Annotated in this window: 24 protein-coding genes; 20 read left to right on the forward strand and 4 right to left on the reverse strand. The window is 63.1% G+C overall.

The genetic code is table 11. The annotated features are described in order from the left end of the window. Positions 1-292 precede the first annotated feature (292 nt). Genes gyrB through dnaA form a run of 4 tightly spaced genes read right to left on the reverse strand, consistent with a single transcriptional unit; the run spans position 293 to position 6,408 of the window. Positions 293-2,716 carry a DNA topoisomerase (ATP-hydrolyzing) subunit B gene (gene gyrB, locus DMO17_RS01775; RefSeq protein WP_110680591.1) on the reverse strand — a complete coding sequence of 808 codons (2,424 nt, stop codon included), beginning with the start codon at positions 2,714-2,716 and terminating at the stop codon, positions 293-295. Continuing rightward, a complete protein-coding gene (recF, locus tag DMO17_RS01780; RefSeq protein WP_110680592.1) occupies positions 2,713-3,813 on the reverse strand; it encodes a DNA replication/repair protein RecF in 1,101 nt (366 codons plus the stop codon). The genes gyrB and recF overlap by 4 nt, the downstream gene beginning before the upstream one ends. Positions 3,814-3,823: 10 nt before the next feature. Further along, positions 3,824-4,927 carry a DNA polymerase III subunit beta gene (gene dnaN, locus DMO17_RS01785; RefSeq protein ID WP_021702521.1) on the reverse strand — a complete coding sequence of 368 codons (1,104 nt, stop codon included), beginning with the start codon at positions 4,925-4,927 and terminating at the stop codon, positions 3,824-3,826. A 29-nt stretch (positions 4,928-4,956) separates the two neighbouring features. Beyond that, positions 4,957-6,408 carry a chromosomal replication initiator protein DnaA gene (gene dnaA / locus DMO17_RS01790; RefSeq protein WP_110680593.1) on the reverse strand — a complete coding sequence of 484 codons (1,452 nt, stop codon included), beginning with the start codon at positions 6,406-6,408 and terminating at the stop codon, positions 4,957-4,959. 527 nt (positions 6,409-6,935) lie between these two features. Between dnaA and rpmH the strand changes: the two genes are divergently transcribed. The 20 genes from rpmH (at position 6,936) to DMO17_RS01890 (ending at position 25,025) form a co-directional block, all read left to right on the forward strand. Continuing rightward, positions 6,936-7,070 (forward strand): 50S ribosomal protein L34, encoded by a 135-nt coding sequence (gene rpmH, locus DMO17_RS01795; protein WP_021702523.1) that lies wholly within the window; start codon positions 6,936-6,938, stop codon positions 7,068-7,070. A 12-nt stretch (positions 7,071-7,082) separates the two neighbouring features. After that, positions 7,083-7,478, forward strand: coding sequence for a ribonuclease P protein component (gene rnpA, locus DMO17_RS01800; RefSeq protein WP_110680594.1), 396 nt, complete (start codon positions 7,083-7,085; stop codon positions 7,476-7,478). Beyond that, a complete protein-coding gene (yidD, locus tag DMO17_RS01805; RefSeq protein ID WP_110680595.1) occupies positions 7,471-7,707 on the forward strand; it encodes a membrane protein insertion efficiency factor YidD in 237 nt (78 codons plus the stop codon). Before rnpA ends, yidD begins: the two co-directional genes overlap by 8 nt. A gap of 3 nt (positions 7,708-7,710) precedes the next feature. Then, positions 7,711-9,384: a membrane protein insertase YidC gene (gene yidC / locus DMO17_RS01810; protein ID WP_110680596.1), complete on the forward strand. Its 1,674-nt coding sequence runs from the start codon at positions 7,711-7,713 to the stop codon at positions 9,382-9,384. A 77-nt stretch (positions 9,385-9,461) separates the two neighbouring features. Next, on the forward strand, positions 9,462-10,829 hold the full coding sequence (gene mnmE, locus DMO17_RS01815) for a tRNA uridine-5-carboxymethylaminomethyl(34) synthesis GTPase MnmE (RefSeq protein ID WP_110680597.1): 1,368 nt from the start codon (positions 9,462-9,464) through the stop codon (positions 10,827-10,829). Between the two features lie 387 nt (positions 10,830-11,216). Beyond that, positions 11,217-13,109 (forward strand): tRNA uridine-5-carboxymethylaminomethyl(34) synthesis enzyme MnmG, encoded by a 1,893-nt coding sequence (mnmG, locus tag DMO17_RS01820; protein WP_110680598.1) that lies wholly within the window; start codon positions 11,217-11,219, stop codon positions 13,107-13,109. Beyond that, entirely contained in the window at positions 13,109-13,756 is a 648-nt protein-coding gene (gene rsmG, locus DMO17_RS01825; protein ID WP_110680599.1) for a 16S rRNA (guanine(527)-N(7))-methyltransferase RsmG, read from the forward strand. The genes mnmG and rsmG overlap by 1 nt, the downstream gene beginning before the upstream one ends. Positions 13,757-13,768: 12 nt before the next feature. Next, positions 13,769-14,557, forward strand: a complete 789-nt coding sequence (locus DMO17_RS01830; RefSeq protein ID WP_110680600.1) for a ParA family protein — start codon at positions 13,769-13,771, stop codon at positions 14,555-14,557. 9 nt (positions 14,558-14,566) lie between these two features. Continuing rightward, positions 14,567-15,439 carry a ParB/RepB/Spo0J family partition protein gene (locus DMO17_RS01835; RefSeq protein ID WP_110680601.1) on the forward strand — a complete coding sequence of 291 codons (873 nt, stop codon included), beginning with the start codon at positions 14,567-14,569 and terminating at the stop codon, positions 15,437-15,439. A gap of 157 nt (positions 15,440-15,596) precedes the next feature. After that, the gene (locus tag DMO17_RS01840; protein ID WP_110680602.1) at positions 15,597-16,004 is read left to right on the forward strand and encodes a F0F1 ATP synthase subunit I; all 408 of its coding nucleotides are present in this window, start codon (positions 15,597-15,599) and stop codon (positions 16,002-16,004) included. A 16-nt stretch (positions 16,005-16,020) separates the two neighbouring features. Next, a complete protein-coding gene (gene atpB, locus DMO17_RS01845) occupies positions 16,021-16,890 on the forward strand; it encodes a F0F1 ATP synthase subunit A (protein ID WP_110680603.1) in 870 nt (289 codons plus the stop codon). Between the two features lie 92 nt (positions 16,891-16,982). Continuing rightward, positions 16,983-17,240 (forward strand): F0F1 ATP synthase subunit C, encoded by a 258-nt coding sequence (atpE, locus tag DMO17_RS01850; protein ID WP_003097235.1) that lies wholly within the window; start codon positions 16,983-16,985, stop codon positions 17,238-17,240. Positions 17,241-17,294: 54 nt separating this feature from the next. Then, a complete protein-coding gene (locus tag DMO17_RS01855) occupies positions 17,295-17,765 on the forward strand; it encodes a F0F1 ATP synthase subunit B (protein ID WP_110680604.1) in 471 nt (156 codons plus the stop codon). A gap of 12 nt (positions 17,766-17,777) precedes the next feature. Further along, complete coding sequence (locus DMO17_RS01860) at positions 17,778-18,314, forward strand: F0F1 ATP synthase subunit delta (protein ID WP_110680605.1); 537 nt, start codon at positions 17,778-17,780, stop codon at positions 18,312-18,314. 21 nt (positions 18,315-18,335) lie between these two features. After that, on the forward strand, positions 18,336-19,880 hold the full coding sequence (gene atpA, locus DMO17_RS01865; protein WP_110680606.1) for a F0F1 ATP synthase subunit alpha: 1,545 nt from the start codon (positions 18,336-18,338) through the stop codon (positions 19,878-19,880). Positions 19,881-19,930: 50 nt separating this feature from the next. Beyond that, complete coding sequence (atpG, locus tag DMO17_RS01870) at positions 19,931-20,791, forward strand: F0F1 ATP synthase subunit gamma (protein ID WP_110680607.1); 861 nt, start codon at positions 19,931-19,933, stop codon at positions 20,789-20,791. A gap of 30 nt (positions 20,792-20,821) precedes the next feature. Beyond that, positions 20,822-22,198, forward strand: coding sequence for a F0F1 ATP synthase subunit beta (gene atpD / locus DMO17_RS01875; RefSeq protein WP_110680608.1), 1,377 nt, complete (start codon positions 20,822-20,824; stop codon positions 22,196-22,198). A 41-nt stretch (positions 22,199-22,239) separates the two neighbouring features. After that, the gene (locus DMO17_RS01880) at positions 22,240-22,659 is read left to right on the forward strand and encodes a F0F1 ATP synthase subunit epsilon (protein ID WP_110680609.1); all 420 of its coding nucleotides are present in this window, start codon (positions 22,240-22,242) and stop codon (positions 22,657-22,659) included. Positions 22,660-22,777: 118 nt separating this feature from the next. After that, on the forward strand, positions 22,778-24,142 hold the full coding sequence (gene glmU / locus DMO17_RS01885) for a bifunctional UDP-N-acetylglucosamine diphosphorylase/glucosamine-1-phosphate N-acetyltransferase GlmU (RefSeq protein WP_110680610.1): 1,365 nt from the start codon (positions 22,778-22,780) through the stop codon (positions 24,140-24,142). A 115-nt stretch (positions 24,143-24,257) separates the two neighbouring features. Further along, entirely contained in the window at positions 24,258-25,025 is a 768-nt protein-coding gene (locus DMO17_RS01890) for a DeoR/GlpR family DNA-binding transcription regulator (RefSeq protein ID WP_021702541.1), read from the forward strand. Positions 25,026-25,028 lie beyond the last annotated feature (3 nt).

Genomic DNA, 25,028 nt, shown 5'->3' on the forward strand with positions numbered 1-25,028 from the left:
CGGCTCGCTGAATCTTGAGCCAGTGCTGACGCCGGGCCTGCATGGAATCACAGGCAACAAAAAACCCGCCGAGGCGGTTTTTTTATGACCTTCCGACATCCTATCGTCTGCCATCCTGGCGCGGTCTGTCTTCCTTGACCCGGGACATCCATTTCCCGGCAGCTGTGTGTAGATTAGCCGGGACCCGGCGGGGAGGGCAGAAGCCCGTTCCGCTTCGGCGTGTAAGCCTTTCGCCATAGCAGCAGAAATAAAAACCCCGGCGCTTGGGCCGGGGTTTCTTCTAGCGACTGGATCAGAAGTCCAGATTCGACACCGCCAGGGCGTTGGATTCGATGAAGTCGCGACGCGGCTCCACGGCATCGCCCATCAGGGTGTTGAAGATCTGGTCGGCGGCGATGGCATCCTCGATGGTCACCTTGAGCATGCGGCGCACGGTCGGGTCCATGGTGGTTTCCCACAGCTGCTCCGGGTTCATCTCGCCAAGACCCTTGTAGCGCTGGATGCTATGACGCTTGGTGCTCTCGGTCTTCAGCCACTCGAAGGCTTCCTTGAAGGTGCTGACCGCCTTCTTGCGCTCACCACGCTGCACGTAGGCACCGTCTTCCAGCAGGCTGTTGAGCTGGTCGCCCAGCGCGGTGACCGATTTGTAGTCGTTGCTGGCGAAGAAGTCGCGGTTGAAGGTGATGTAGCTGGACAGGCCGTGGGCCAGCACTTCCACCTCCGGCAGCCACAGGTGGCGCTCGCGATCCTCGCGCAGGCTGGCACTGTAGGTCTGGCCGGACTTCTCGGCGCCCTTCAGGCGCGCCTGGAAGGCTTCCAGCCAGGCTTGCATGGCAGCCTGGTCGGCCAGTTGCTCGACGCTCACGCGCGGCAGGTAGACCATGTGCTCGGTGATGTCCTGCGGGTAAACGCGCGACAGGCGGCCGAGGGTCTTGATCACCGCGCGGTAGTCGTTGACCAGCCGCTCCAGCGCCTCGCCAGACAGGCCCGGGGCATTCTCGTTGACGTGCAGGCTGGCCTCTTCCAGGGCCGACTGGGTCATGTACTCGTCCATGGCCTCGTCGTCCTTGATGTACTGCTCCTGCTTGCCTTTCTTCACCTTGTACAGCGGCGGCTGGGCGATGTAGATGTAACCGCGCTCGATCAGTTCCGGCAGCTGACGGAAGAAGAAGGTCAGCAGCAGGGTGCGGATGTGCGAACCGTCAACGTCGGCATCGGTCATGATGATGATGTTGTGGTAGCGCAGCTTGTCGATGTTGTACTCCTCGCGGCCGATGCCACAGCCGAGGGCGGTGATCAGGGTACCGACCTCCTGGGAGGAGAGCATCTTGTCGAAGCGCGCCTTCTCGACGTTGAGGATCTTGCCCTTGAGCGGCAGGATCGCCTGGGTCTTGCGGTTGCGGCCCTGCTTGGCAGAACCGCCCGCGGAGTCACCCTCCACGATGTAGAGTTCGGACAGCGCCGGATCTTTTTCCTGGCAGTCGGCCAGCTTGCCGGGCAGGCCGGCGATGTCCAGCGCGCCCTTGCGGCGGGTCATCTCGCGTGCCTTGCGCGCAGCCTCGCGGGCACGGGCGGCGTCGATCATCTTGCCGACCACGGCCTTGGCCTCGTTGGGGTTCTCCAGCAGGAAGTCGCCGAAGTACTTGCCCATTTCCTGCTCGACTGCGGTCTTCACCTCGGAGGAGACCAGCTTGTCCTTGGTCTGCGAGCTGAACTTCGGATCCGGCACCTTGACCGAGATGATCGCGGTCAGGCCTTCACGGGCATCGTCGCCGGTGGTGGCGATCTTGAACTTCTTCGCCAGGCCTTCCTGCTCGATGTAGTTGTTCAGGTGGCGGGTGAGGGCGGAGCGGAAGCCAGCCAGGTGGGTACCGCCGTCACGCTGGGGAATGTTGTTGGTGAAGCAGAGGATGTTCTCGTTGAAGCTGTCGTTCCACTGCAGGGCCACTTCCACGCCGACGCCGTCTTCCTCGCGCTGCACGTTGAAGTGGAACACCTGGTTGACGATGGTCTTGTTGGTGTTCAGGTACTCGACGAAGGCCTTGAGGCCGCCCTCGTACTTGAACAGCTCTTCCTTGCCGGTGCGTTCATCCTTGAGCAGGATGCCGACGCCGGAGTTGAGGAAGGACAGCTCGCGCAGGCGCTTGGCCAGGATGTCCCAGCTGAAGTGGATGTTCTTGAAGGTGTCTTCGGACGGCTTGAAGTGAATCTGCGTGCCGGTGCCCTCGCTGTCGCCGACCGGGGCCAGCGGTGCCTGCGGCACGCCGTGCACGTAGGTCTGCTCCCAGATCTTGCCGCTGCGGCGGATGGTCAGCACCAGTTCCTTGGACAGCGCGTTGACCACCGAGACGCCCACACCGTGCAGGCCGCCGGACACCTTGTAGCTGTTGTCGTCGAACTTACCGCCGGCGTGCAGCACGGTCATGATGACCTCGGCTGCGGAGACGCCTTCTTCCTTGTGCATGTCCACCGGGATGCCGCGACCGTTGTCGCGCACGCTGATGGACTCGTCGGGGTGGATGGTGATGCTGATCTCGGAGCAGTAGCCGGCCAGCGCCTCGTCGATGGAGTTGTCCACCACCTCGAACACCATGTGGTGCAGGCCGGTGCCGTCATCGGTGTCGCCGATGTACATGCCCGGGCGCTTGCGTACGGCATCCAGACCTTTGAGTACCTTGATACTCGAGGAGTCGTACGTGTTGTTCTCGTCGCTCATGCGTTCACTCCCGATGCGGTGATCACTCCATGTTCCACGTGGAACATGGCGACCGGCGTGTCCGTGCGCCAGCCATCCTTCAAATATTCGTGGTCGACACAGGTGATGAACACCTGGCACTGCAAATCATCCAGCAGGCGGCACAGGGCCTGTCGGTGTCGCTCATCCAGCTCCGACGGCAGGTCGTCCACCAGATAGATGCATTGGCCTTGTTTGGCCTGGTTCAGCAGATGCCCCTGGGCGATACGCAAGGCACACACCACCAGCTTCTGCTGACCGCGGGACAATATCTCCGCGGCATTATTCATTCCCAGCCGCAGGCGCAAGTCGGCACGCTGCGGACCGGCCTGGGTATGACCGAGCTGCTGATCGCGGGGCAGGGTAGCGGCCAGTACATCGGCCAGCGATTTGTCCTTGTCCCAGCCGCGGTAGTAGCTGAGGGTCAGCCCCTCGATCTCCACCAGCTCGCCCAGCACCTGTTCGAACACCGGTTTCAGGGCCTGGATATAGGCCCGCCGATAGCCATCCAGCTCGTCGCTGGCCAGGCACAGTTCTCGGTCCCAGGCCGCTTGCGACGCGGCGTCCAGTGTACCATGCCGCAGCCACGAGTTCCGCTGCCGCAGGGCCTTCTGCAGGCGCTGCCAGGCCGGCAGGAAGCGTGGTTCCACGTGGAACACTCCCCAGTCGAGGAACTGCCGACGGACCTTGGGTGCCCCTTCAAGCAGACGAAAGCTGTCCGGATTGATCACCTGTAACGGCAGGATCTCGGCCAGCTGCGCGGTACTCCGCGCGTTCTGCCCATCGATGCGGATCTGCAGTTCGCCCTGACGGTCACGGGAAATACCCAGGTTGCTGTGCAAGCCATCCTCACGTTGCACCTGACCGAACACGGTACAGGCCGGCTGCTCGTACTGGATCATCGGCTGCAATTTGTTGCTGCGGAAGGAGCGGGCGAGGCCAAGCAAATGGATGGCTTCCAGCAGGCTCGTCTTGCCGCTGCCGTTGGCGCCGTGAAGGATATTGATGCGGGGGGAGGGGGAGAGCGTCACCGGGTGCAGGTTTCGCACCGCGGTGACGGTGACGCGGGAAAGGGACATTCAGCGGATATTACAGACGCATCGGCATAACGACGTAAGAGGAGTCGTCGTTGCCGGCTTCCTGCACCAGGGCGCTGCTGTTGGCATCGGAAAGAATCAGGCGCACCTGTTCGGTGGTCATCACGCCCAGCACGTCGAGCAGATAGCTAACGTTGAAGCCGATCTCCAGGGAGCCGCCGTTGTAGTCGACCACCACTTCCTCTTCAGCTTCTTCCTGCTCCGGGTTGTTGGCCTGGATCTTCAGCAGGCCGCTGGCCAGCTGCAGGCGAATGCCGCGGTACTTCTCGTTGGACAGGATCGCGGTACGGCTGAAGGCTTCACGCAGGGCCTGGCGATCACCGATCACCAGCTTGTCGCCACCACGCGGCAGCACTCGCTCGTAGTCCGGGAACTTGCCGTCGACCAGCTTGGAGGTGAAGGTGAACTCACCGGTGGTAGCGCGGATATGGTTCGCACCGAGCACAATGGATACTTCGCCGTCCTGCTCGGTGAGCAGACGGGCCAGTTCGAGGATGCCCTTGCGCGGCACGATCACCTGGTGCTTCTCGGTGTGCTCGATGGCGGCCTCCATGGCGCACATGGCCAGGCGGTGACCGTCGGTGGCAACGGCGCGCAGCACACCGGTCTGCACCTCGATCAGCATGCCGTTGAGGTAGTAGCGCACGTCCTGCTGGGCCATGGCGAAGCTGGTGCGATCGATCAGGCGACGCAGCTTGCTCTGTACCAGGTTGAAGGTCAGCGAACCCGGGCCTTCTTCGACGGTGGGAAAGTCATTGGCCGGCAGGGTCGACAGGGTGAAGCGGCTGCGCCCGGCCTTGACCACCAGCTTCTGCTCGTCGACGCGGATGTCGATCAGCGCATCGCTCGGCAGGCTCTTGCAGATATCCATCAGCTTGCGCGCCGGTACGGTGATCTCACCCGGCTCGGCACTGTCTTCCAGGGTCACGCGACCAACCAGCTCGACTTCCAGGTCGGTACCGGTCAGCGACAGCTGCTGGCCTTCGACCACCAGCAGCACGTTCGACAGGACCGGCAGGGTCTGGCGGCGTTCGACGACGCCGGCGACCAGTTGCAGGGGTTTCAACAGGGCTTCGCGTTGAATGGTGAAATGCATGGTCTAGTCCCTTGCCTTGTGGGCTGCGATCAGGTGGTCAGGGTGCGCAGCAGGTTCTTGTAGTCCTCGCGGATATCCGCGTCGGCTTCGCGCAATTCCGCAATCTTACGACAGGCGTGCAGCACTGTGGTGTGGTCTCTTCCGCCAAAAGCATCGCCGATTTCCGGCAGGCTGTGGTTGGTCAGTTCCTTGGACAGGGCCATCGCCACCTGGCGCGGCCGCGCCACCGAACGAGAGCGACGCTTGGAAAGCAGATCGGCGATCTTGATCTTGTAGTACTCGGCCACCGTGCGCTGGATATTGTCGACGCTGACCAGCTTGTCCTGCAGGGCCAGCAGGTCCTTCAGCGACTCGCGGATCAGCTCGATGCTGATCGGCTGGTTGGTGAAGTGCGAGTGGGCGATCACCCGCTTCAGCGCGCCTTCCAGTTCACGCACGTTGGAGCGGATACGCTGGGCGATGAAGAAGGCTGCATCGTGCGGCAGGTCGACCTTGGTCTGCTCGGCCTTCTTCATCAGGATGGCCACGCGAGTCTCCAGCTCCGGCGGCTCCACCGCCACCGTCAAGCCCCAGCCGAAACGTGACTTCAGGCGCTCTTCCAGGCCCTCGATTTCCTTCGGATAGCGGTCGCTGGTGAGGATCACCTGCTGGCCGCCCTCGAGCAGCGCATTGAAGGTGTGGAAGAACTCTTCCTGGGAACGCTCCTTCTTGGCGAAGAACTGGATGTCGTCGATCAGCAGCGCATCCACCGAACGGTAGAAGCGCTTGAACTCGTTGATCGCGTTGAGCTGCAGCGCCTTGACCATGTCGGCGACGAAGCGCTCGGAATGCAGGTACACCACCTTGGCATTCGGGTTCTTCTTCAGCAGGTGGTTGCCCACCGCATGCATCAGGTGGGTCTTGCCCAGGCCGACGCCGCCATAGAGGAACAGCGGGTTGTAGCCATGCTTGAGGTTGTCCGCCACCTGCCAGGCCGCGGCGCGGGCCATCTGGTTGGACTTGCCCTCGACGAAGTTCTCGAAGGTGAAGGTGCGGTTCAGGTAGCTGGTGTGCTTGAGCGCACCTTCCACCTGCACGGTGCGCTCGGCCGGGCGACTGGCGGCGGTGGGTGGCGCGACCGTGGCCAGCGGATCGCTGGGCAGATCCTCGGCGACCGCCGCCGGAGCGACGGCTGCCGCTGGGGCACTATTAATAGAAGAAGGCGCCACGGGTGCAACCATGCGCGGTGCCGCGGGACGCTTGCTGCCGATCAGCAGCGACAGCGCCGGGGCCAGACCATTGGCGCGCTCGGCCAGCAGCTCGAGCAGGCGCACCATGTACTTCTCGTTGACCCAGTCGAGGACGAAACGGTTGGGCGCATAGACGCGCAACTCGTCGCCGGCGGACTCCACCTGCAGGGGGCGGATCCAGGTGTTGAATTGTTGGGCGGGCAACTCGTCGCGAAGCAGCTCCACACACTGCTGCCAAAGTTCTACGGACACTGAAATCCCCTGGGATCGCTACGGTTGGCGAAGCAAAAAACAGCCTGCATTGTAGCCTTGCCCCCCCGAGTTATCCACACGATTGATCGATTTCAACCAAGCAAAATCAAGGATTTATTTGTGTTTCCAAGCTTCTCGCCAGGTCACCGCAAAACTGTGGATAAAGGTAACCCAAGGGCGGTGGAAAAGCCTGGGGACGCCGCCGTGGAAAATGCCCCTGTGGGTAACAACGGCCTTTCTCCACACCTCGTGCACGGCTGCCGCACACCTGACGCACCGGTTGCAGACAACCTTTTCCCGGGCTGGAGCACCTGAAAACCAAGGGCTGCAGCGGGTTTTCCACAGCGCGGAGCCCCACTAGAAAGAGTTACTAGAACGATCTTTTAAATAATTTCTTTCCTTTTATCTTCTATCCCTTCTTCAGGCCTGGTTGGAAATTGACCTGAGGCCGCGGTTTCTCTAGAATCGCCGGTCTCTTTCAAACGGGGGCCATTCCGGCCCGTAGTGGACCACCCAGGTAAAGCATCATGAAACGTACTTTCCAACCCAGCACCCTCAAGCGCGCTCGCGTTCACGGTTTCCGCGCCCGCATGGCCACCAAGAACGGCCGTGCCGTCCTGTCGCGTCGTCGCGCCAAGGGCCGCAAGCGCCTGACCGTCTGATAAACGGAACGGGTGGTGAGTCGAGACTTCGGTCGGGAAAAGCGCCTGCTGACACCCCGGCACTTCAAGGCGGTCTTCGACTCACCAAGCGGCAAGGCTCCAGGCAAGAACGTCCTGCTCCTCGCTCGCGCCAATGATCTCGACCATCCCCGCTTGGGGCTGGTGATCGGCAAGAAAAGCGTCAAGCTCTCCGTCCAGCGTAATCGCCTGAAACGCGTGATCCGGGATTCCTTCCGGCTCAATCAGGAGTTGCTGGCCGGACTGGACATTGTCGTGGTGGCGCGCAAAGGCCTCGGCGATCTGGACAATCCGGAACTGCAACAGCAGTTCGGCAAACTCTGGAGACGCCTGGCCAAGCAACGCCCCTCAGCCGCTCCTCCCGGGGTAAGCGACAGCCCCCATGCGTAAACTGGCCATCCTTCCGATCCAGTTCTACCGCTACGCCATCAGCCCCTTGATGGCCAGTCACTGTCGCTTCTATCCCAGCTGCTCCTGTTACACCCAGCAAGCCATCGAGATCCATGGCGTGCTGCGTGGCGGCTGGCTCGGCCTGCGTCGCCTGGGCCGCTGCCATCCGTGGAATCCCGGTGGCTACGATCCGGTTCCACCTCCTTCTTCCCCTTCGATGACCGAGTAATCCATGGACATCCAACGCTCGATCCTGCTCGTCGCCCTGGCCATCGTCTCCTACCTGATGGTGCTGCAGTGGAACCAGGACTACGGCCAGGCCGCTCTCCCGGCCTCGGCCAGCGCCACCGTCGGCGGCAACCAGGCCGCCGCGCTGCCGGACAGCCCTAGCGCCAGCAACAGCGGCGATGACGTACCGACCGCCAACGGTGAAGCCAATCCGCAACTGGCCGCCCCGGCCGCCGTCAGCGACGAGCTGATCCGTGTGAAGACCGACGTCCTGGACCTGGCCATCGATCCCAAGGGCGGCGATATCGTCCAGCTGACCCTGCCGGCCTACCCGCGCCGCCAGGATCGTCCGGACGTGCCCTTCCAGCTGTTCGACAACGGCGGCGAGCGCACCTACCTGGCGCAGAGCGGCCTGATCGGCAGCAACGCCCCGGACAAGTCCAGCGGCCGCGCCCTGTGGAGCAGCGCCCAGCGCAGCTATGAACTGGCCGAGGGCCAGGACCAGCTGGTGGTCGAGCTGACTTACGCCGAGGCCGGGGTCAACTACGTCAAGCGCTTCAGCTTCGAGCGCGGCCAGTACGACCTGAAAGTCGACTACAAGATCGACAACCAGAGCGGCCAGCCCTGGAGCGGTAACTTCTACGCCCAGCTCAAGCGCGACAACAGCGCCGATCCGTCCTCCACCACCGCCACCGGCACGGCCACCTACCTGGGTGCGGCCCTGTGGACCGCCGAGGAGCCCTACAAGAAAGTCTCCATGAGCGACATGGACGACAAGAACCTGCGCGAAACCGTGCAGGGCGGCTGGGTTGCCTGGTTGCAGCACTACTTCGTCACCGCCTGGGTCGGTGCCAAGGACGACAACAACAGCGTGCAGACCCGCAAGGACAGCCAGGGCAACTACATCATCGGTTTCACCGGCCCGCTGTTGAGTGTCGCTGCCGGCGCCAGCGCCGAGACCGGCGCCACCCTGTATGCCGGTCCGAAGATGCAGGACAAGCTGGCCGAGCTGTCCCCGGGCCTGGAACTGACCGTCGACTACGGCTTCCTGTGGTTCCTCGCCCAGCCGATCTTCTGGCTGCTGGAACATATCCACAGCCTGCTCGGCAACTGGGGCTGGTCGATCATCTTCCTCACCATCATCATCAAGCTGGCGTTCTTCCCGCTGTCGGCCGCCAGCTACAAGTCGATGGCGCGCATGCGTGCCGTATCGCCCAAGCTGCAGGCCCTCAAGGAGCAGTTCGGCGACGACCGGCAGAAGATGTCCCAGGCGATGATGGAGCTGTACAAGAAGGAGAAGATCAACCCGCTCGGTGGCTGCCTGCCGATCCTGGTGCAGATGCCGGTGTTCCTGGCGCTCTACTGGGTGCTGCTGGAAAGCGTCGAGATGCGCCAGGCCCCGTGGCTGGGCTGGATCACCGACCTGTCGATCAAGGACCCCTACTTCCTGCTGCCGATCATCATGGGCGCCACCATGTTCATCCAGCAGCACCTCAACCCGACCCCGCCGGACCCCATGCAGGCCAAGGTGATGAAGCTGATGCCGATCATCTTCACCTTCTTCTTCCTCTGGTTCCCCGCCGGTCTGGTGCTGTACTGGGTGGTCAACAACGTCCTGTCCATCGCCCAGCAGTGGTACATTACCCGGCAGATCGAGGCGGCCACGGCAAAAGCCTGAACCCGCTAAGCTGCACAAGACGCCCCCTCGTGGGGCGTTTTGCTATCTGTCAGATATCCACAGCCGAGAACACCAGCATGACCAGCGCCCGTGAAACCATTGCCGCCGTCGCCACCGCCCAGGGTCGCGGGGGCGTCGGCATCGTGCGCGTGTCCGGGCCACGTGCGCGCGCCATCGGCATCAGCCTGTCCGGCCTGGAGCCCAAGCCGCGCCACGCCCACTACGGCCCCTGGCACGACGACGATGGCCAGGTGATCGACCAGGGCCTGCTGCTGTTCTTTCCCGGCCCGCATTCCTTCACTGGCGAAGACGTGCTGGAGCTGCAAGGGCACGGCGGCCCGGTGGTGCTGGACATGCTGCTGCAGCGCTGCCTGCAGCTCGGCGCGCGGCAGGCGCGCCCGGGAGAATTCAGCGAGCGCGCCTTCCTCAACGACAAGCTCGACCTGGCCCAGGCCGAGGCCATCGCCGACCTGATCGAGGCCAGTTCGGCCCAGGCCGCGCGCAATGCCCTGCGCTCGCTGCAAGGCGAGTTTTCGCGGCGGGTGCACGAGCTGACCGAACGGCTGATCCAGCTGCGCATCTACGTGGAGGCCGCCATCGACTTCCCCGAGGAAGAGATCGACTTCCTCGCCGACGGCCATGTGCTGAGCCAGCTCGACGCGGTGCGCGAGTACTTGTCCACCGTGTTGCGCGAGGCCGGTCAGGGCGCCCTGCTGCGCGACGGCATGAACGTGGTCATCGCCGGCCGGCCCAACGCTGGCAAGTCCAGCCTGCTCAATGCCCTGGCCGGGCGCGAGGCGGCCATCGTCACCGATATCGCCGGTACTACCCGCGACGTGCTGCGCGAACATATCCACATCGATGGCATGCCGCTGCACGTGGTGGACACCGCCGGCCTGCGCGACACCGAGGATCAGGTGGAGCGCATCGGCGTGGAGCGCGCGCTCAAGGCCATCGGCGAGGCGGATAGGGTGCTGCTGGTGGTGGACTCCACTGCACCGGAAGCCGCCGATCCCTTCGCCCTGTGGCCGGAGTTTCTCGACAGCAAACCCGACCCGGCGCGGGTCACCCTGATCCGCAACAAGGCCGACCTGTCCGGCGAAGCCGTCGCCCTGGAAACCTGCAGCGACGGCCATGTCACCATCGCCCTGTCGGCCAAGTCGGCCGACGGCCTGGATCTGTTGCGCGAGCACCTGAAGGCCTGCATGGGCTTCGAGCAGACCGCCGAGAGCGGCTTCAGCGCGCGCCGCCGTCACCTGGAGGCGCTACGCCAGGCCCAGGCCAGCCTGGAGCATGGACGCAACCAGCTGACCCTGATGGGCGCCGGCGAACTGCTGGCCGAGGATCTGCGCCAGGCCCAGCAAGCACTGGGCGAAATCACCGGAGCCTTCAGCTCGGACGATCTGCTCGGACGCATCTTCTCCAGCTTCTGCATCGGCAAATAACCAACCTGAGCCCTGTGGAAAACCTGCCCTGAACCCGGTCGATAAGCCTGGTGAAAAGGTCTTGGAAAAACCGTCTGTGCATAAACAGCAATTTCATCCACAGGGGTTATTCAGCTTGCCCAGTGGAAAGGGCCAGGAATGGCACAGGCTTATACAGCGCTGAACTCCATGAGTGGCGAGCCCTATAGCCATCTATCCACAGAAAGTCGCCGCACCATACATAAACATAGAAACTAAGCTTTATAAGATTTCTCTCTTTTATTCTCTATTTTCCTGAAAGCCCGAGCGCTGGCTATTTTTTGTGCAGAAGGCTTCATTCGGGCAGGTCAACTCCCTATACTTGCCACCCCTTTTCATTCCTCTTTTTCAACAGGCACGAGGTGCGTGGTGGACTTCCCTTCCCGTTTTGACGTGATCGTGATCGGCGGCGGCCATGCCGGCACCGAGGCTGCCCTGGCAGCCGCACGCATGGGCGTGAAGACCCTGCTGCTGACCCACAACGTGGAAACCCTCGGCCAGATGAGCTGCAACCCGGCCATTGGCGGCATCGGCAAGAGCCACCTGGTCAAGGAAATCGATGCCCTCGGCGGCGCCATGGCGCTGGCCACGGACAAGGGCGGCATCCAGTTCCGCGTGCTCAACAGCCGCAAGGGCCCGGCCGTACGCGCCACCCGCGCCCAGGCCGACCGCGTGCTGTACAAGGCGGCGATCCGCGAGATCCTGGAGAACCAGGCCAACCTGTGGATATTCCAGCAGGCCGCCGACGACCTGATCGTCGAGCAGGACCAGGTCAAGGGCGTGGTTACCCAGATGGGCCTACGTTTCATGGCCGACAACGTGGTGCTGACCACCGGCACCTTCCTCGGCGGACTTATCCACATCGGCCTGCAGAACTATTCCGGCGGTCGTGCCGGCGACCCGCCCTCGATCGCCCTGGCCAAGCGCCTGCGCGAGCTGCCGCTGCGCGTCGGCCGGCTGAAGACCGGTACCCCGCCGCGTATCGACGGTCGTTCCGTGGATTTCTCGGTGATGACCGAGCAACCCGGCGACACCCCGACCCCGGTGATGTCCTTCCTCGGCAACCAGGCCATGCATCCGCGCCAGATCAGCTGCTGGATGACCCACACCAACGCGCGCACCCACGAGATCATCGCCAGCAACCTCGATCGCTCGCCGATGTACTCGGGCGTGATCGAGGGGATCGGCCCGCGCTACTGCCCGTCGATCGAGGATAAGATCCACCGCTTCGCCGACAAGGACAGCCACCAGGTGTTCATCGAGCCGGAAGGCCTGACCACCCACGAGCTGTACCCAAACGGTATCTCCACCTCGCTGCCGTTCGACGTGCAGCTGGAGATCGTGCGCTCGATTCGCGGCATGGAGAACGCCCACATCGTGCGGCCCGGCTACGCCATCGAGTACGACTACTTCGATCCGCGCGACCTCAAGTACAGCCTGGAGACCAAGGTCATCGGCGGCCTGTTCTTCGCCGGCCAGATCAACGGCACCACAGGCTACGAAGAAGCCGGCGCCCAGGGCCTGCTGGCCGGCGCCAATGCCGCGCTGCGTGCCCAGGGCAAGGACAGCTGGTGTCCGCGCCGTGACGAGGCCTACATCGGCGTGCTGGTCGACGACCTGATCACCCTGGGCACCCAGGAGCCCTACCGCATGTTCACTTCGCGCGCCGAGTACCGGCTGATCCTGCGCGAGGACAACGCCGACCTGCGCCTGACCGAGAAAGGCCGCGAGCTGGGGCTGATCGACGACACCCGCTGGGCCGCCTTCGAGGCCAAGCGCGAGGGCATCGTCCTGGAAGAACAGCGCCTGAAAAGCACCTGGGTACGCCCCGGTACCCCGCAGGGTGATGCCATCGTTGCGCGCTTCGGCACACCGCTGGCCCACGAGTACAACCTGCTCAACCTGCTGGCCCGCCCGGAGATCGACTACGCCGGCCTGGCCGAAGTGACCGAAGCGCCGGCCGTGGATGCCCAGGTCGCCGAGCAGGTGGAGATCAAGACCAAGTACGCCGGCTACATCGACCGCCAGCAGGAAGAGATCGCCCGCCTGCGCGCCAGCGAGGACATCAGGCTGCCGGCCGACATCGACTACGCCGGCATCTCCGGCCTGTCCAAGGAGATTCAGGGCAAGCTGGGCAAAACCCGCCCCGAGACCCTCGGCCAGGCCGGACGCATTCCCGGCGTGACCCCGGCGGCCATCTCCCTGCTGCTGATCCACCTGAAGAAGCGCAACGCCGGCCAAACCCTGGAGGCCAGCGCCTGATGTCTCTGGTTACCCAACGCCATGCCGATGAACTCGCGCAGGGCGCGCAGACGCTTGGCGTGGCGCTCAGCCCCCTGCAGCAGGAACAGCTGCTGGCCTACCTGGCCCTGTTGATCAAGTGGAACAAGGCCTACAACCTCACCGCGGTGCGCAACCCGGACGAGATGGTGTCGCGTCATCTGCTCGACAGCCTCAGCGTGGTGCCCTTCGTGGCCCGATACGGTGACAACTGGCTGGACGTCGGCAGTGGCGGCGGCATGCCCGGCATTCCCCTGGCCATCCTGTTTCCCGAGCGGCGCTTCACCCTGCTCGACTCCAACGGCAAGAAGACCCGCTTCCTCACCCAGGTGAAGCTGGAGCTCAAGCTCGCCAACCTGGAAGTTATCCACAGCCGGGTCGAGGAGTTTCGTCCGCCAGTTCCGTTCAGCGGCATCTGCTCACGCGCCTTCAGCTCGCTGCAGGACTTCACCGACTGGACCCGCCATCTGGGTAACGGCGATACCCACTGGCTGGCGATGAAGGGCGTGCAGCCGGACGATGAGCTGCAGGCGCTGCCGGCGGACTTCCGCCTGCAAAGCTGCGACGTGCTCAAGGTTCCCGGTTGCCAAGGCCAGCGTCACCTGTTGATACTGCGACGCTCGGTCTAGGGGGAAGCACAGATGGCCAAGGTATTCGCGATCGCCAATCAGAAAGGCGGGGTCGGCAAGACCACCACCTGCATCAACCTGGCCGCCTCGCTGGTCGCCACCAAGCGCCGCGTGCTGCTGATCGACCTCGATCCACAGGGCAACGCCACCATGGGCAGCGGTGTGGATAAGCAGGCCCTGGAGCACTCCATCTACGACGTGCTGATCGGCGAGAGCACCGTCGGCGAGGCCATGCAGTTCTCCGAGCACGGCGGCTACCAGTTGCTGCCGGCCAACCGCGACCTGACTGCCGCCGAAGTCGCCCTGCTGGAAATGAAGATGAAGGAGAGCCGCCTGCGCTATGCGCTGGCGCCGATCCGCGAGAACTACGACTACATCCTCATCGACTGCCCGCCGGCGTTGTCGATGCTCACGGTCAACGCCCTGGTCGCCGCCGACGGCGTGATCATCCCCATGCAGTGCGAGTACTACGCGCTGGAGGGCCTGACCGACCTGATGAACAGCATCCAGCGCATCGGCGCGCTGCTCAACCCGGGCCTGAAGATCGAGGGCCTGCTGCGTACCATGTACGACCCGCGCATCAGCCTGACCAACGACGTCAGCGCCCAGCTCAAGGAGCACTTCGGCGAGCAGCTGTACGACGTGGTCATCCCGCGCAACGTGCGCCTGGCCGAGGCGCCCAGCTTCGGCATGCCGGCGCTGGCCTACGACAAGCAATCGCGCGGCGCCATCGCCTACCTGGCGCTGGCCGGCGAACTGGTGCGCCGCCAGCGCGCCAGCGCGAAAACCGCAACCGCATAAAGGAATCCCATGGCCATCAAGAAACGCGGACTCGGCCGCGGACTGGACGCCCTGCTCGGCGGCAGCACCGCCGCCACCCTGGAAGAAGAGGCGGTCAAGGTCGACAGCCGCGAGCTGCAGCACCTGCCGCTGGACCTGATCCAGCGCGGCAAGTACCAGCCGCGCCGCGACATGGACCCGGCCGCCCTCGAGGAGCTGGCCAACTCGATCAAGGCCCAGGGCGTGATGCAGCCGATCGTGGTGCGGCCCATCGGTGGCGGCCGCTTCGAGATCATCGCCGGCGAACGCCGCTGGCGCGCCAGCCAGCAGGCCGGTCTGGACAGGATCCCGGCCATGGTCCGCGAAGTGCCGGACGAAGCCGCCATCGCCATGGCGCTGATCGAGAACATCCAGCGCGAGGACCTCAACCCGATCGAGGAAGCCGTGGCCCTGCAGCGCCTGCAGCAGGAGTTCGAGCTGACCCAGCAGCAGGTCGCCGACGCGGTGGGCAAGTCGCGGGTGACCATCACCAACCTGCTGCGCCTGATTGCCCTGCCGGAAGAGATCAAGACCCTGCTGTCCCATGGCGACCTGGAGATGGGCCATGCCCGCGCCCTGCTCGGCCTGCCCCTGGAACAGCAGGTGGAAGGCGCGCGACATGTTGTCGCACGCGGCCTCACCGTGCGCCAAACCGAGGCACTGGTGCGCCAGTGGCTGAACGCCAAGGAAAAGCCGGCCGAAAAGGCCAAGGTCGACCCGGACATCAATCGCCTGGAGCAGCGCCTGGCCGAGAAGCTAGGGGCCCCGGTGCAGATCAAGCATGGTCAGAAGGGCAAGGGCCAGCTGGTCATCCGTTACAACTCGCTGGACGAACTGCAGGGCGTTCTGGCCCACATTCGCTGAAACAATTGCTCATCGTTGCCCGTGTAGCGGGCGGTCGGAATTCACTACCGGCCAGTTGAACAGGGGGGGAACCCCCCCTATACTCTGCGCGCATTTTGTCGGCACAAAGTATGCCAAGTTGTTGATTTAACGTGCCGACCCAGAGGAACAGCAACAGATGGACGCCCGCACGCCGAACCGCCTGCCCTTCCATCGTCTGCCGGTGTTTCCGGTGCTGCTGGCCCAACTGGCCGTGATCCTGCTGGCCGCTGCCGCCCTGTTCGGCTGGCGCGGCGCGGTGAGTGGCTACTCGGGACTCTGTGGGGGGCTCATCGCCTGGCTCCCCAACCTGTATTTCGCCCACAAGGCGTTCCGCTTCAGCGGGGCGCGGGCCGCCCAGAGCATCGTCCGGTCGTTCTACGCCGGCGAGGCGGGCAAGCTGATTCTGACGGCAGTGCTGTTTGCACTGGCGTTCGTGGTGGTGAAACCGCTGGAGGCGCCGGCGCTGTTCGGTGTCTTCGTGCTGGCGCTCAGCGTCGGCTGGTTCGCCCCGCTGTTGATGAGAACAAGACTTTCGAGACCTTAGAGCGTTTGAGGCAAACATGGCAGAACAAACCGCTTCGGGCTATATCCAGCACCACCTGCAGAACCTGACCTTCGGGAAACTGCCGAATGGTGACTGGGGCTTCGCCCATACCGCGCAAGAAGCAAAGGAAATGGGCTTCTGGGCCTTCCACGTCGATACCCTCGGCTGGTCCGTTTTCCTTGGCCTGGTATTCATCCTGCTGTTCCGCATGGCCGCCAAGCGCGCCACCAGCGACCAGCCGGGTGGCCTGCAGAACTTCGTCGAAGTGCTGATCGAGTTCGTCGACGGCAGCGTGAAGGACACCTTCCACGGCCGTAACGCCCTGATCGCTCCGCTGGCCCTGACCATCTTCGTCTGGATCTTCCTGATGAACTTGATGGACCTGGTACCGGTCGACTTCCTGCCGGTCCTGGCCGCCACCATCACCGGCAACGAGCACCTGTTCTTCCGTGTGGTGCCGACCACCGACCCGAACGCCACCCTGGGCATGGCCCTGTCGGTGTTCGCCCTGATCGTGTTCTACAGCATCAAGGTCAAGGGCATTGGCGGCTTCCTCGGCGAGCTGACCCTGCACCCATTCAGCAGCAGCAACATCTTCGTGCAGACCCTGCTGATTCCGGTGAACTTCCTGCTTGAGTTCGTGACCCTGATCGCCAAGCCGATTTCCCTGGCTCTGCGTCTGTTCGGCAACATGTACGCCGGCGAGCTGATCTTCATCCTGATCGCCGTGATGTTCGGCAGCGGCCTGTTCCTGCTGAGCACCCTGGGCGTGGCGCTGAACTGGGCGTGGGCCGTGTTCCACATCCTGATCATCACCCTGCAGGCCTTCATCTTCATGATGCTGACCATCGTCTATCTGTCGATGGCGCACGAAGACAACCACTAAGAGGCGCCTTGCGCGCCTCTGGTACCGCTAAACCGCTTTACCGCTTCACTTAAACCCCTAAACCAATACGACATAAAAAGTCGGGAGGAAAAATGGAAACTGTAGTTGGTCTCACCGCGATTGCTGTTGCCCTGCTGATCGGTCTGGGCGCTCTGGGTACTGCCATTGGCTTCGGTCTGCTGGGCGGCAAGTTCCTGGAAGGCGCTGCTCGTCAGCCGGAAATGGTTCCGATGCTGCAGGTGAAAATGTTCATCGTCGCCGGTCTGCTGGACGCCGTGACCATGATCGGTGTGGGTATCGCCCTGTTCTTCACCTTCGCGAACCCCTTCGTTGGTCAAATCGCCGGCTAATCACTCGCTTTCGAGTGATTGGTGTGACGAACAACGAACGAGCGAGGTGTTGGCGTGAACATTAATGCAACCCTGATTGGCCAGGCCGTTGCGTTCTTCATTTTCGTGCTGTTCTGCATGAAGTTCGTGTGGCCTCCGGTCATCACGGCTCTGCGCGAACGCCAAAAGAAGATCGCTGATGGTCTGGACGCCGCCAACCGTGCGGCTCGCGATCTGGAACTGGCCCATGAGAAAGTGGCCCAGCAACTGCGCGAAGCCAAAACCCAGGCTGCTGAAATCATCGAGCAAGCCAAGAAGCGCGCGACCCAGATCGTCGACGAAGCCCGTGATCAGGCTCGTGTCGAGGCTGACCGCGTGAAGGCTCAGGCTCAGGCCGAGATCGAGCAGGAAATCAACGGTGTCAAAGACGCCCTGCGTGCCCAAGTGGGTGCCCTGGCCGTTACCGGTGCCGAGAAGATCCTGGGCTCGACCATCGATCAAAACGCGCATGCGGAGCTGGTTAACAAACTGGCAGCCGAAATCTAAGCGAGGGCGATCATGGCAGAACTGACCACGCTGGCCCGTCCTTACGCTAAGGCTGCCTTCGAGTACGCCCAAGGCAACCAGCAGCTGGCCGCATGGTCGGCCATGCTGGGCCTCGCTGCAGCGGTGTCGCAGGACGACACCATGCAGCGCGTGCTCAAGGCCCCGCGTTTGACGAGCGCAGAAAAGGCCGCCGCTTTCAACGAAGTGTGCGGTGACAAGTTCGACGCCCAGGCACGCAACTTCATTTCCGTCGTCTCCGAAAACGGTCGTCTCGACCTGTTGCCGGAAATCGCCGCCCAGTTCGAGCTGTACAAGGCCGAGCAGGAGAAGTCGGTGGACGTGGAAGTGACCAGTGCCTTCGCATTGAGCACAGAACAGCAAGACAAACTCGCCAAGGTTCTCAACGCACGGCTCAGCCGAGAAGTGCGTCTGCATGTGACGGAAGACGCCGCCCTCATCGGTGGTGTGGTTATCCGCGCAGGCGACCTGGTTATCGATGGCTCGGTTCGCGGCAAAATCGCGAAGCTGGCCGAAGCGTTGAAATCTTGAGTTTGAAGGGGCAGCAGAGCAATGCAGCAACTCAATCCTTCCGAAATTAGTGAAATCATCAAGGGACGTATCGAGAAACTCGACGTCTCTTCCCAAGCCCGCAACGAAGGTACCGTGGTATCCGTTTCCGACGGTATCGTGCGTATCTACGGTCTGGCCGACGTCATGTACGGCGAAATGATCGAGTTCCCGGGCGGCGTCTACGGTATGGCGCTGAACCTGGAGCAAGACTCCGTCGGTGCCGTAGTGCTGGGTGCATACACCAGCCTGGCCGAAGGCATGAGCGCCAAGTGCACCGGCCGCATCCTGGAAGTCCCGGTTGGTCCGGAACTGCTGGGCCGCGTGGTCGATGCCCTGGGCAACCCGATCGACGGCAAAGGCCCGATCAATGCTCAAGCCACCGACGCCGTCGAGAAAGTCGCTCCGGGCGTGATCTGGCGTAAGTCGGTCGACCAGCCGGTGCAGACCGGTTACAAGTCGGTCGATGCCATGATCCCGGTCGGCCGTGGCCAGCGCGAGCTGATCATCGGTGACCGTCAGATCGGTAAGACCGCTCTGGCCGTCGACGCCATCATCAACCAGAAGAACAGCGGCATTCGCTGCGTCTACGTGGCCATCGGTCAGAAGCAATCGACCATCGCCAACGTGGTGCGCAAGCTGGAAGAAGCTGGCGCCCTGGCCAACACCATCGTGGTCGCCGCGTCCGCGTCCGAGTCGGCTGCCCTGCAGTTCCTCGCGCCGTACGCCGGTTGCACCATGGGCGAATACTTCCGCGACCGCGGTGAAGACGCCCTGATCGTGTACGACGACCTGTCCAAGCAGGCCGTGGCCTACCGCCAGATCTCCCTGCTGCTGCGCCGTCCGCCGGGCCGCGAAGCCTACCCGGGTGACGTGTTCTATCTCCACAGCCGTCTGCTGGAGCGCGCTTCCCGCGTTTCCGAAGAGTACGTCGAGAAGTTCACCAATGGCGCCGTGAAGGGCAAGACCGGTTCCCTGACCGCTCTGCCGATCATCGAAACCCAGGCTGGCGACGTTTCCGCGTTCGTTCCGACCAACGTGATCTCGATCACCGACGGTCAGATCTTCCTGGAATCGGCCATGTTCAACTCGGGTATCCGTCCGGCCGTCAACGCCGGTATCTCGGTTTCCCGCGTGGGTGGTGCCGCTCAGACCAAGATCATCAAGAAGCTGTCCGGTGGTATCCGTACCGCTCTGGCTCAGTACCGTGAACTGGCGGCTTTCGCCCAGTTCGCTTCTGACCTGGACGAGGCCACCCGCAAGCAGCTGGATCACGGTCAGCGCGTTACCGAGCTGATGAAGCAGAAGCAGTACGCGCCGATGTCCATCGCCGACATGGCGGTGAGCCTGTATGCCGCCGAGCGTGGTTTCCTGGCCGACGTCGAAGTCGCCAAGATCATCAGCTTCGAGCAGGCCCTGATCGCCTTCTTCAACCGTGAGAACGCCGCGCTGATGGCGAAGATCAACGAGAAGGGCGACTTCAATGACGATATCGACGCTCAGCTGAAGGCTGGCATCGAGAAGTTCAAGGCCACCCAAACCTGGTAAGCCGCAGTGGGGGCCGCGAGGTCCCCGCTTGCTAACCTGATAGGTGTTACATGGCAGGCGCAAAAGAGATTCGCAGCAAGATTGCGAGCATCAAAAGCACGCAGAAGATCACCAGCGCCATGGAAAAGGTGGCGACCAGCAAGATGCGCAGGGCTCAACAGCGCATGGCTGCCAGTCGTCCCTACGCGGAGCGTATCCGCCAGGTGATTGGTCATCTGGCCAACGCCAACCCGGAATATCGTCACCCGTTCATGATCGAGCGTGAAGTCAAGCGCGTCGGTTACGTGGTGGTGAGTTCGGACCGTGGTCTGTGCGGTGGTCTGAATACCAACCTGTTCAAGGCTCTGGTCAAGGACATGGCGAGCAATCGCGAGCAAGGCGTGGAGGTTGATCTCTGCGTGATTGGCAGCAAGGGTGCGGCGTTCTTCCGCAACTTTGGTGGCAATGTCGTTGCTGCGATCAGCCACCTGGGCGAAGAACCGTCGATCAACGATCTGATCGGTTCGGTCAAGGTGATGCTCGATGCCTACCTGGAAGGTCGCATCGATCGTCTGTCCGTGGTCTCGAACAAGTTCGTCAATACCATGACGCAAAAGCCGACAGTGGAGCAGCTGGTTCCGCTGGTGGCGACTCCGGATGAGGGTCTCAAGCACCACTGGGACTACCTGTACGAACCCGACGCCAAGCAGATCCTCGACGGTCTGATGGTGCGTTACGTGGAGTCGCAGGTGTACCAGGCGGTGGTCGAGAACGCTGCTGCTGAACAAGCGGCACGGATGATCGCGATGAAGAACGCCACCGACAACGCTGGCGATCTGATCAAGGACCTGCAGCTGATTTACAACAAGGCTCGTCAGGCAGCGATCACCCAGGAAATTTCGGAAATCGTCGGCGGCGCTGCCGCGGTTTAAGAACGGTTCAAATATTCAGAGGAACCAAAGATGAGTAGCGGACGTATCGTTCAAATCATCGGCGCCGTTATCGACGTGGAATTCCCGCGTGATCAAGTGCCGAGCGTTTATGAAGCGCTGAAAGTAGTTGGCGCCGAAACCACCCTGGAAGTTCAGCAGCAGCTGGGCGACGGCGTGGTGCGTTCCATCGCCATGGGCTCGACCGAAGGTCTGAAGCGTGGCCTGGACGTCACCCGCACCGGCAAGGCCATCTCCGTACCGGTCGGTAAAGCGACCCTGGGCCGGATCATGGACGTGCTGGGCAATCCGATTGACGAAGCCGGCCCGATTGGCGAAGAAGAGCAGTGGGAAATCCACCGCGCTGCGCCGTCCTATGCCGAGCAGGCTGGCGGCAACGAGCTGCTGGAAACCGGTATCAAGGTAATCGACCTGGTCTGCCCGTTCGCCAAGGGCGGTAAGGTCGGCCTGTTCGGCGGTGCCGGCGTCGGCAAGACCGTGAACATGATGGAACTGATCCGTAACATCGCCATCGAGCACAGCGGTTATTCCGTGTTCGCAGGTGTGGGTGAGCGTACTCGCGAGGGTAACGACTTCTACCACGAGATGAAGGACTCCAACGTTCTCGACAAAGTGGCCCTGGTCTATGGCCAGATGAACGAGCCGCCGGGTAACCGTCTGCGCGTGGCGCTGACCGGCCTGACCATGGCCGAGAAGTTCCGTGACGAAGGCCGTGATGTTCTGTTCTTCGTGGACAACATCTACCGCTACACCCTCGCCGGTACCGAAGTATCCGCACTGCTCGGCCGTATGCCTTCCGCAGTGGGTTATCAGCCGACCCTGGCCGAAGAGATGGGCGTTCTGCAGGAGCGTATTACTTCGACCAAGACCGGTTCGATCACCTCGATCCAGGCCGTTTACGTACCTGCGGACGACCTGACCGACCCGAGCCCGGCGACCACCTTCGCCCACTTGGACGCCACCGTCGTACTGTCGCGTGACATCGCCTCCCTGGGTATCTACCCGGCCGTGGACCCGCTGGACTCCACCTCCCGTCAGCTCGATCCGCTGGTGGTTGGTCAGGAGCACTACGAGACCGCGCGTGGCGTGCAGTACGTACTGCAGCGCTACAAGGAACTGAAGGACATCATCGCGATCCTCGGTATGGACGAGCTGTCCGAGTCGGACAAGCAACTGGTAGCCCGTGCTCGTAAGATCCAGCGCTTCCTGTCCCAGCCGTTCTTCGTCGCCGAAGTCTTCACCGGCTCCCCGGGCAAGTACGTTTCCCTGAAGGACACCATCGCTGGTTTCAGCGGCATCCTGAAAGGTGACTACGATCACCTGCCGGAGCAGGCGTTCTACATGGTTGGCAGCATCGACGAAGCGATCGAGAAAGCCAAGAAACTGTAATCCCCTGTGCGCCCGGCAACGGGCGCTCGTGAGGCAAGCGTATGGCCATTACTGTCCATTGCGATATCGTCAGTGCCGAAGCGGAGATCTTCTCCGGTCTGGTCGAGATGGTGATCGCGCACGGCAACCTGGGCGATCTGGGTATCGCTCCGGGCCACGCCCCGCTGATCACTGATCTGAAGCCGGGCCCGATCCGCCTGGTCAAGCAGGGTGGCGAGCACGAGGTGTTCTACATCTCCGGTGGCTTCCTCGAAGTGCAGCCGAACATGGTGAAGGTCCTGGCCGACACCGTGACTCGTGCCAGCGACATCGATGAAGCGGCCGCTCAGGAGGCCCTCAAGGCCGCCGAGAAGGCGCTCAACGAGAAGGGTGCGGAGTTCAACTACGGCTCCGCCGCCGCTCACCTGGCCGAAGTGGCAGCCCAGCTGCGCACCGTCCAGCAGATGCGCAAGAAGTACTGAGGCTCGTCCTCCGGCTTCCAGCGTCAGCGAGTAAAAGGGTAGCCTTGGCTACCCTTTTTCTTTTCTGCCGTTTTAATCCGCGGGCGGCTGGCCGCCTGCACCCGTTCAGGATTCCGCCATGTCCCTCGATATCGTCATTCTCGCCGCCGGCCAGGGCACCCGCATGCGTTCGGCCCTGCCCAAGGTCCTGCACCCGGTGGCCGGCAAGCCCATGCTCGGCCACGTCATCGATACCGCCCGCCAGCTTGCGCCGCGCAAGATCCATGTTGTGATCGGCCATGGCGCCGAGTTGGTGCGCGAGCGCCTGGCGGCCGACGATATCCAGTTCGTGCTGCAGGCCGAGCAGCTGGGCACCGGCCATGCCGTGGCCCAGGCCCTGCCGGCGCTGTCGGCGGACAAGGTGCTGATCCTCTACGGCGACGTGCCGCTGACCCGGGTCGAGACCCTGGCCCGCCTGCTGGAGCAGGCCGGTGACAACCAGCTGGGCCTGTTGACCGTCAACCTGGCCGATCCCACCGGTTATGGCCGCATCATCCGCAACGAAGCCGGCGTGGTGCAGGCGATCGTCGAGCACAAGGATGCCAGCGAAGCGCAGCGCGCCATCCGCGAAGGCAACACCGGCATCCTCGCCGTACCGGGCAAGCGACTCGGTGACTGGCTGGGCCGCTTGTCCAACAGCAATGCCCAGGGCGAGTACTATCTCACCGACGTGATCGCCATGGCCGTGGCCGACGGCCTGATCGTCGCCACCGAGACCGCCCAGGACGAAATGGAAGTGCTGGGTGCCAACGACCGCATCCAGCTGGCGCAGCTCGAGCGCCACTACCAGCAGCGCATGGCCCGCCAGCTGATGGCCCAGGGCGTGACCCTGCTCGACCCGCATCGTTTCGACGTGCGTGGCGAAGTGACCGTGGGCCGCGACGTGACCATCGACATCAACGTGATCTTCGAAGGCAAGGTGGTCATCGAGGACGACGTGCAGATCGGCCCGAACTGCGTGATCAAGGATTCCATCCTGCGTCGCGGCGCCATCGTCAAAGCCAACAGCCACCTGGAAGGCGCCGAGCTGGGTGAGGGCGCCGATTGCGGCCCGTTCGCTCGCCTGCGACCGGGCGCTAGGCTGGGCGCCAAGGCCCATGTCGGCAACTTCGTCGAGCTAAAGAACGCCGTGCTGGGCGAGGGTGCCAAGGCTGGCCACCTGAGCTACCTGGGCGACGCCGAGATCGGCGCACGCAGCAACATCGGCGCCGGCACCATCACCTGCAACTACGACGGCGCCAACAAGCACCGCACCGTGATGGGTGAGGACGTGTTCATCGGTTCCAACAGCTCCATCGTCGCCCCCGTCACCCTGGGCAATGGCGCCACCACCGGTGCCGGCTCCACCGTGACCCAGGACGTACCGGCGGCGGTCCTGGCAGTGGGCCGTGCCAAGCAGCGCAACATCGAAGGCTGGAAGCGCCCGCAGAAGGCGCCGAAGTAACAGGCCTGTCATTGTGCTGAAAGGCGGCTCAGGCCACCTTTCGTCTATCTGGCGCTTGACCTGACGCTTTCATTAGGCTTTGATTCGCGCACTTATCTTTCGAATCGAAACTTAAATGTCGAAACGCAACACACCCCAGCGCCGCCACGCGATTCTCGCCTTGCTCAACGAGCAGGGCGAGGTGGTTGTGGATGCCCTGGCGCAACATTTCGCCACCTCCGAAGTTACGATCCGAAAGGACCTGGCCGAACTGGAGAAGAACGGCCTGCTGCTGCGTCGCTACGGCGGTGCGGTACCCATGCCGCAGGAGCTGATCGGCGAGCCGGCGCAGCCCATCTCCCGCCACAAACAGGCCATTGCCCGCGCAGCGGTCGGCCTGATCCGCGAGCACGCGCGCATCATCATCGACAGCGGCAGCACAACGGCGGCAATGATCCCGCAGCTTGGCCGCCAGCCCGGTCTGGTGGTGATGACCAACTCGCTGAACGTGGCCAACGCCCTGCGCGACATCGAGCACGAACCGGTGCTACTGATGACCGGCGGCACCTGGGACCCGCACTCGGAGTCCTTCCAGGGCCAGGTCGCCGAGCAGGTCCTGCGTTCCTACGACTTCGACCAGCTGTTCATCGGCGCCGACGGCATCGACCTGGAGCGTGGCACCACCACTTTCAACGAACTGCTGGGGCTGTCGCGGGTCATGGCCGAGGTGGCCCGCGAGGTCATCGTCATGGTCGAGAGCGACAAGGTCGGCCGCCGTATTCCCAACCTGGAGCTGCCCTGGAGCAGCGTCCATACCCTGATCACCGACGACCGCCTGGATAGCCAGGTGGCCGAACAGATACGCGCGCGCGGGGTCCAGCTGATCCTCGCCGCCGCTTCCTGAGGA

This window comes from Aquipseudomonas alcaligenes, from assembly GCF_003205495.1.
GTDB classification, from domain to species: domain Bacteria; phylum Pseudomonadota; class Gammaproteobacteria; order Pseudomonadales; family Pseudomonadaceae; genus Aquipseudomonas; species Aquipseudomonas alcaligenes_B.

Excerpts from the sequence above, each read along its gene's own strand:
- mnmE (WP_110680597.1), top strand. The coding sequence starts at position 9,462 with ATGACCAGCGCCCGTGAAACCATTGCCGCCGTCGCCACCGCCCAGGGT.
- recF (WP_110680592.1), bottom strand. The coding sequence starts at position 3,813 with ATGTCCCTTTCCCGCGTCACCGTCACCGCGGTGCGAAACCTGCACCCG.
- atpD (WP_110680608.1), top strand. The coding sequence starts at position 20,822 with ATGAGTAGCGGACGTATCGTTCAAATCATCGGCGCCGTTATCGACGTG.
- dnaN (WP_021702521.1), bottom strand. The coding sequence starts at position 4,927 with ATGCATTTCACCATTCAACGCGAAGCCCTGTTGAAACCCCTGCAACTG.
- glmU (WP_110680610.1), top strand. The coding sequence starts at position 22,778 with ATGTCCCTCGATATCGTCATTCTCGCCGCCGGCCAGGGCACCCGCATG.
- DMO17_RS01830 (WP_110680600.1), top strand. The coding sequence starts at position 13,769 with ATGGCCAAGGTATTCGCGATCGCCAATCAGAAAGGCGGGGTCGGCAAG.
- DMO17_RS01860 (WP_110680605.1), top strand. The coding sequence starts at position 17,778 with ATGGCAGAACTGACCACGCTGGCCCGTCCTTACGCTAAGGCTGCCTTC.
- DMO17_RS01835 (WP_110680601.1), top strand. The coding sequence starts at position 14,567 with ATGGCCATCAAGAAACGCGGACTCGGCCGCGGACTGGACGCCCTGCTC.
- atpA (WP_110680606.1), top strand. The coding sequence starts at position 18,336 with ATGCAGCAACTCAATCCTTCCGAAATTAGTGAAATCATCAAGGGACGT.
- DMO17_RS01880 (WP_110680609.1), top strand. The coding sequence starts at position 22,240 with ATGGCCATTACTGTCCATTGCGATATCGTCAGTGCCGAAGCGGAGATC.
- atpE (WP_003097235.1), top strand. The coding sequence starts at position 16,983 with ATGGAAACTGTAGTTGGTCTCACCGCGATTGCTGTTGCCCTGCTGATC.
- atpG (WP_110680607.1), top strand. The coding sequence starts at position 19,931 with ATGGCAGGCGCAAAAGAGATTCGCAGCAAGATTGCGAGCATCAAAAGC.
- atpB (WP_110680603.1), top strand. The coding sequence starts at position 16,021 with ATGGCAGAACAAACCGCTTCGGGCTATATCCAGCACCACCTGCAGAAC.
- yidD (WP_110680595.1), top strand. The coding sequence starts at position 7,471 with ATGCGTAAACTGGCCATCCTTCCGATCCAGTTCTACCGCTACGCCATC.
- gyrB (WP_110680591.1), bottom strand. The coding sequence starts at position 2,716 with ATGAGCGACGAGAACAACACGTACGACTCCTCGAGTATCAAGGTACTC.
- rpmH (WP_021702523.1), top strand. The coding sequence starts at position 6,936 with ATGAAACGTACTTTCCAACCCAGCACCCTCAAGCGCGCTCGCGTTCAC.
- yidC (WP_110680596.1), top strand. The coding sequence starts at position 7,711 with ATGGACATCCAACGCTCGATCCTGCTCGTCGCCCTGGCCATCGTCTCC.
- DMO17_RS01840 (WP_110680602.1), top strand. The coding sequence starts at position 15,597 with ATGGACGCCCGCACGCCGAACCGCCTGCCCTTCCATCGTCTGCCGGTG.
- DMO17_RS01890 (WP_021702541.1), top strand. The coding sequence starts at position 24,258 with ATGTCGAAACGCAACACACCCCAGCGCCGCCACGCGATTCTCGCCTTG.
- rsmG (WP_110680599.1), top strand. The coding sequence starts at position 13,109 with ATGTCTCTGGTTACCCAACGCCATGCCGATGAACTCGCGCAGGGCGCG.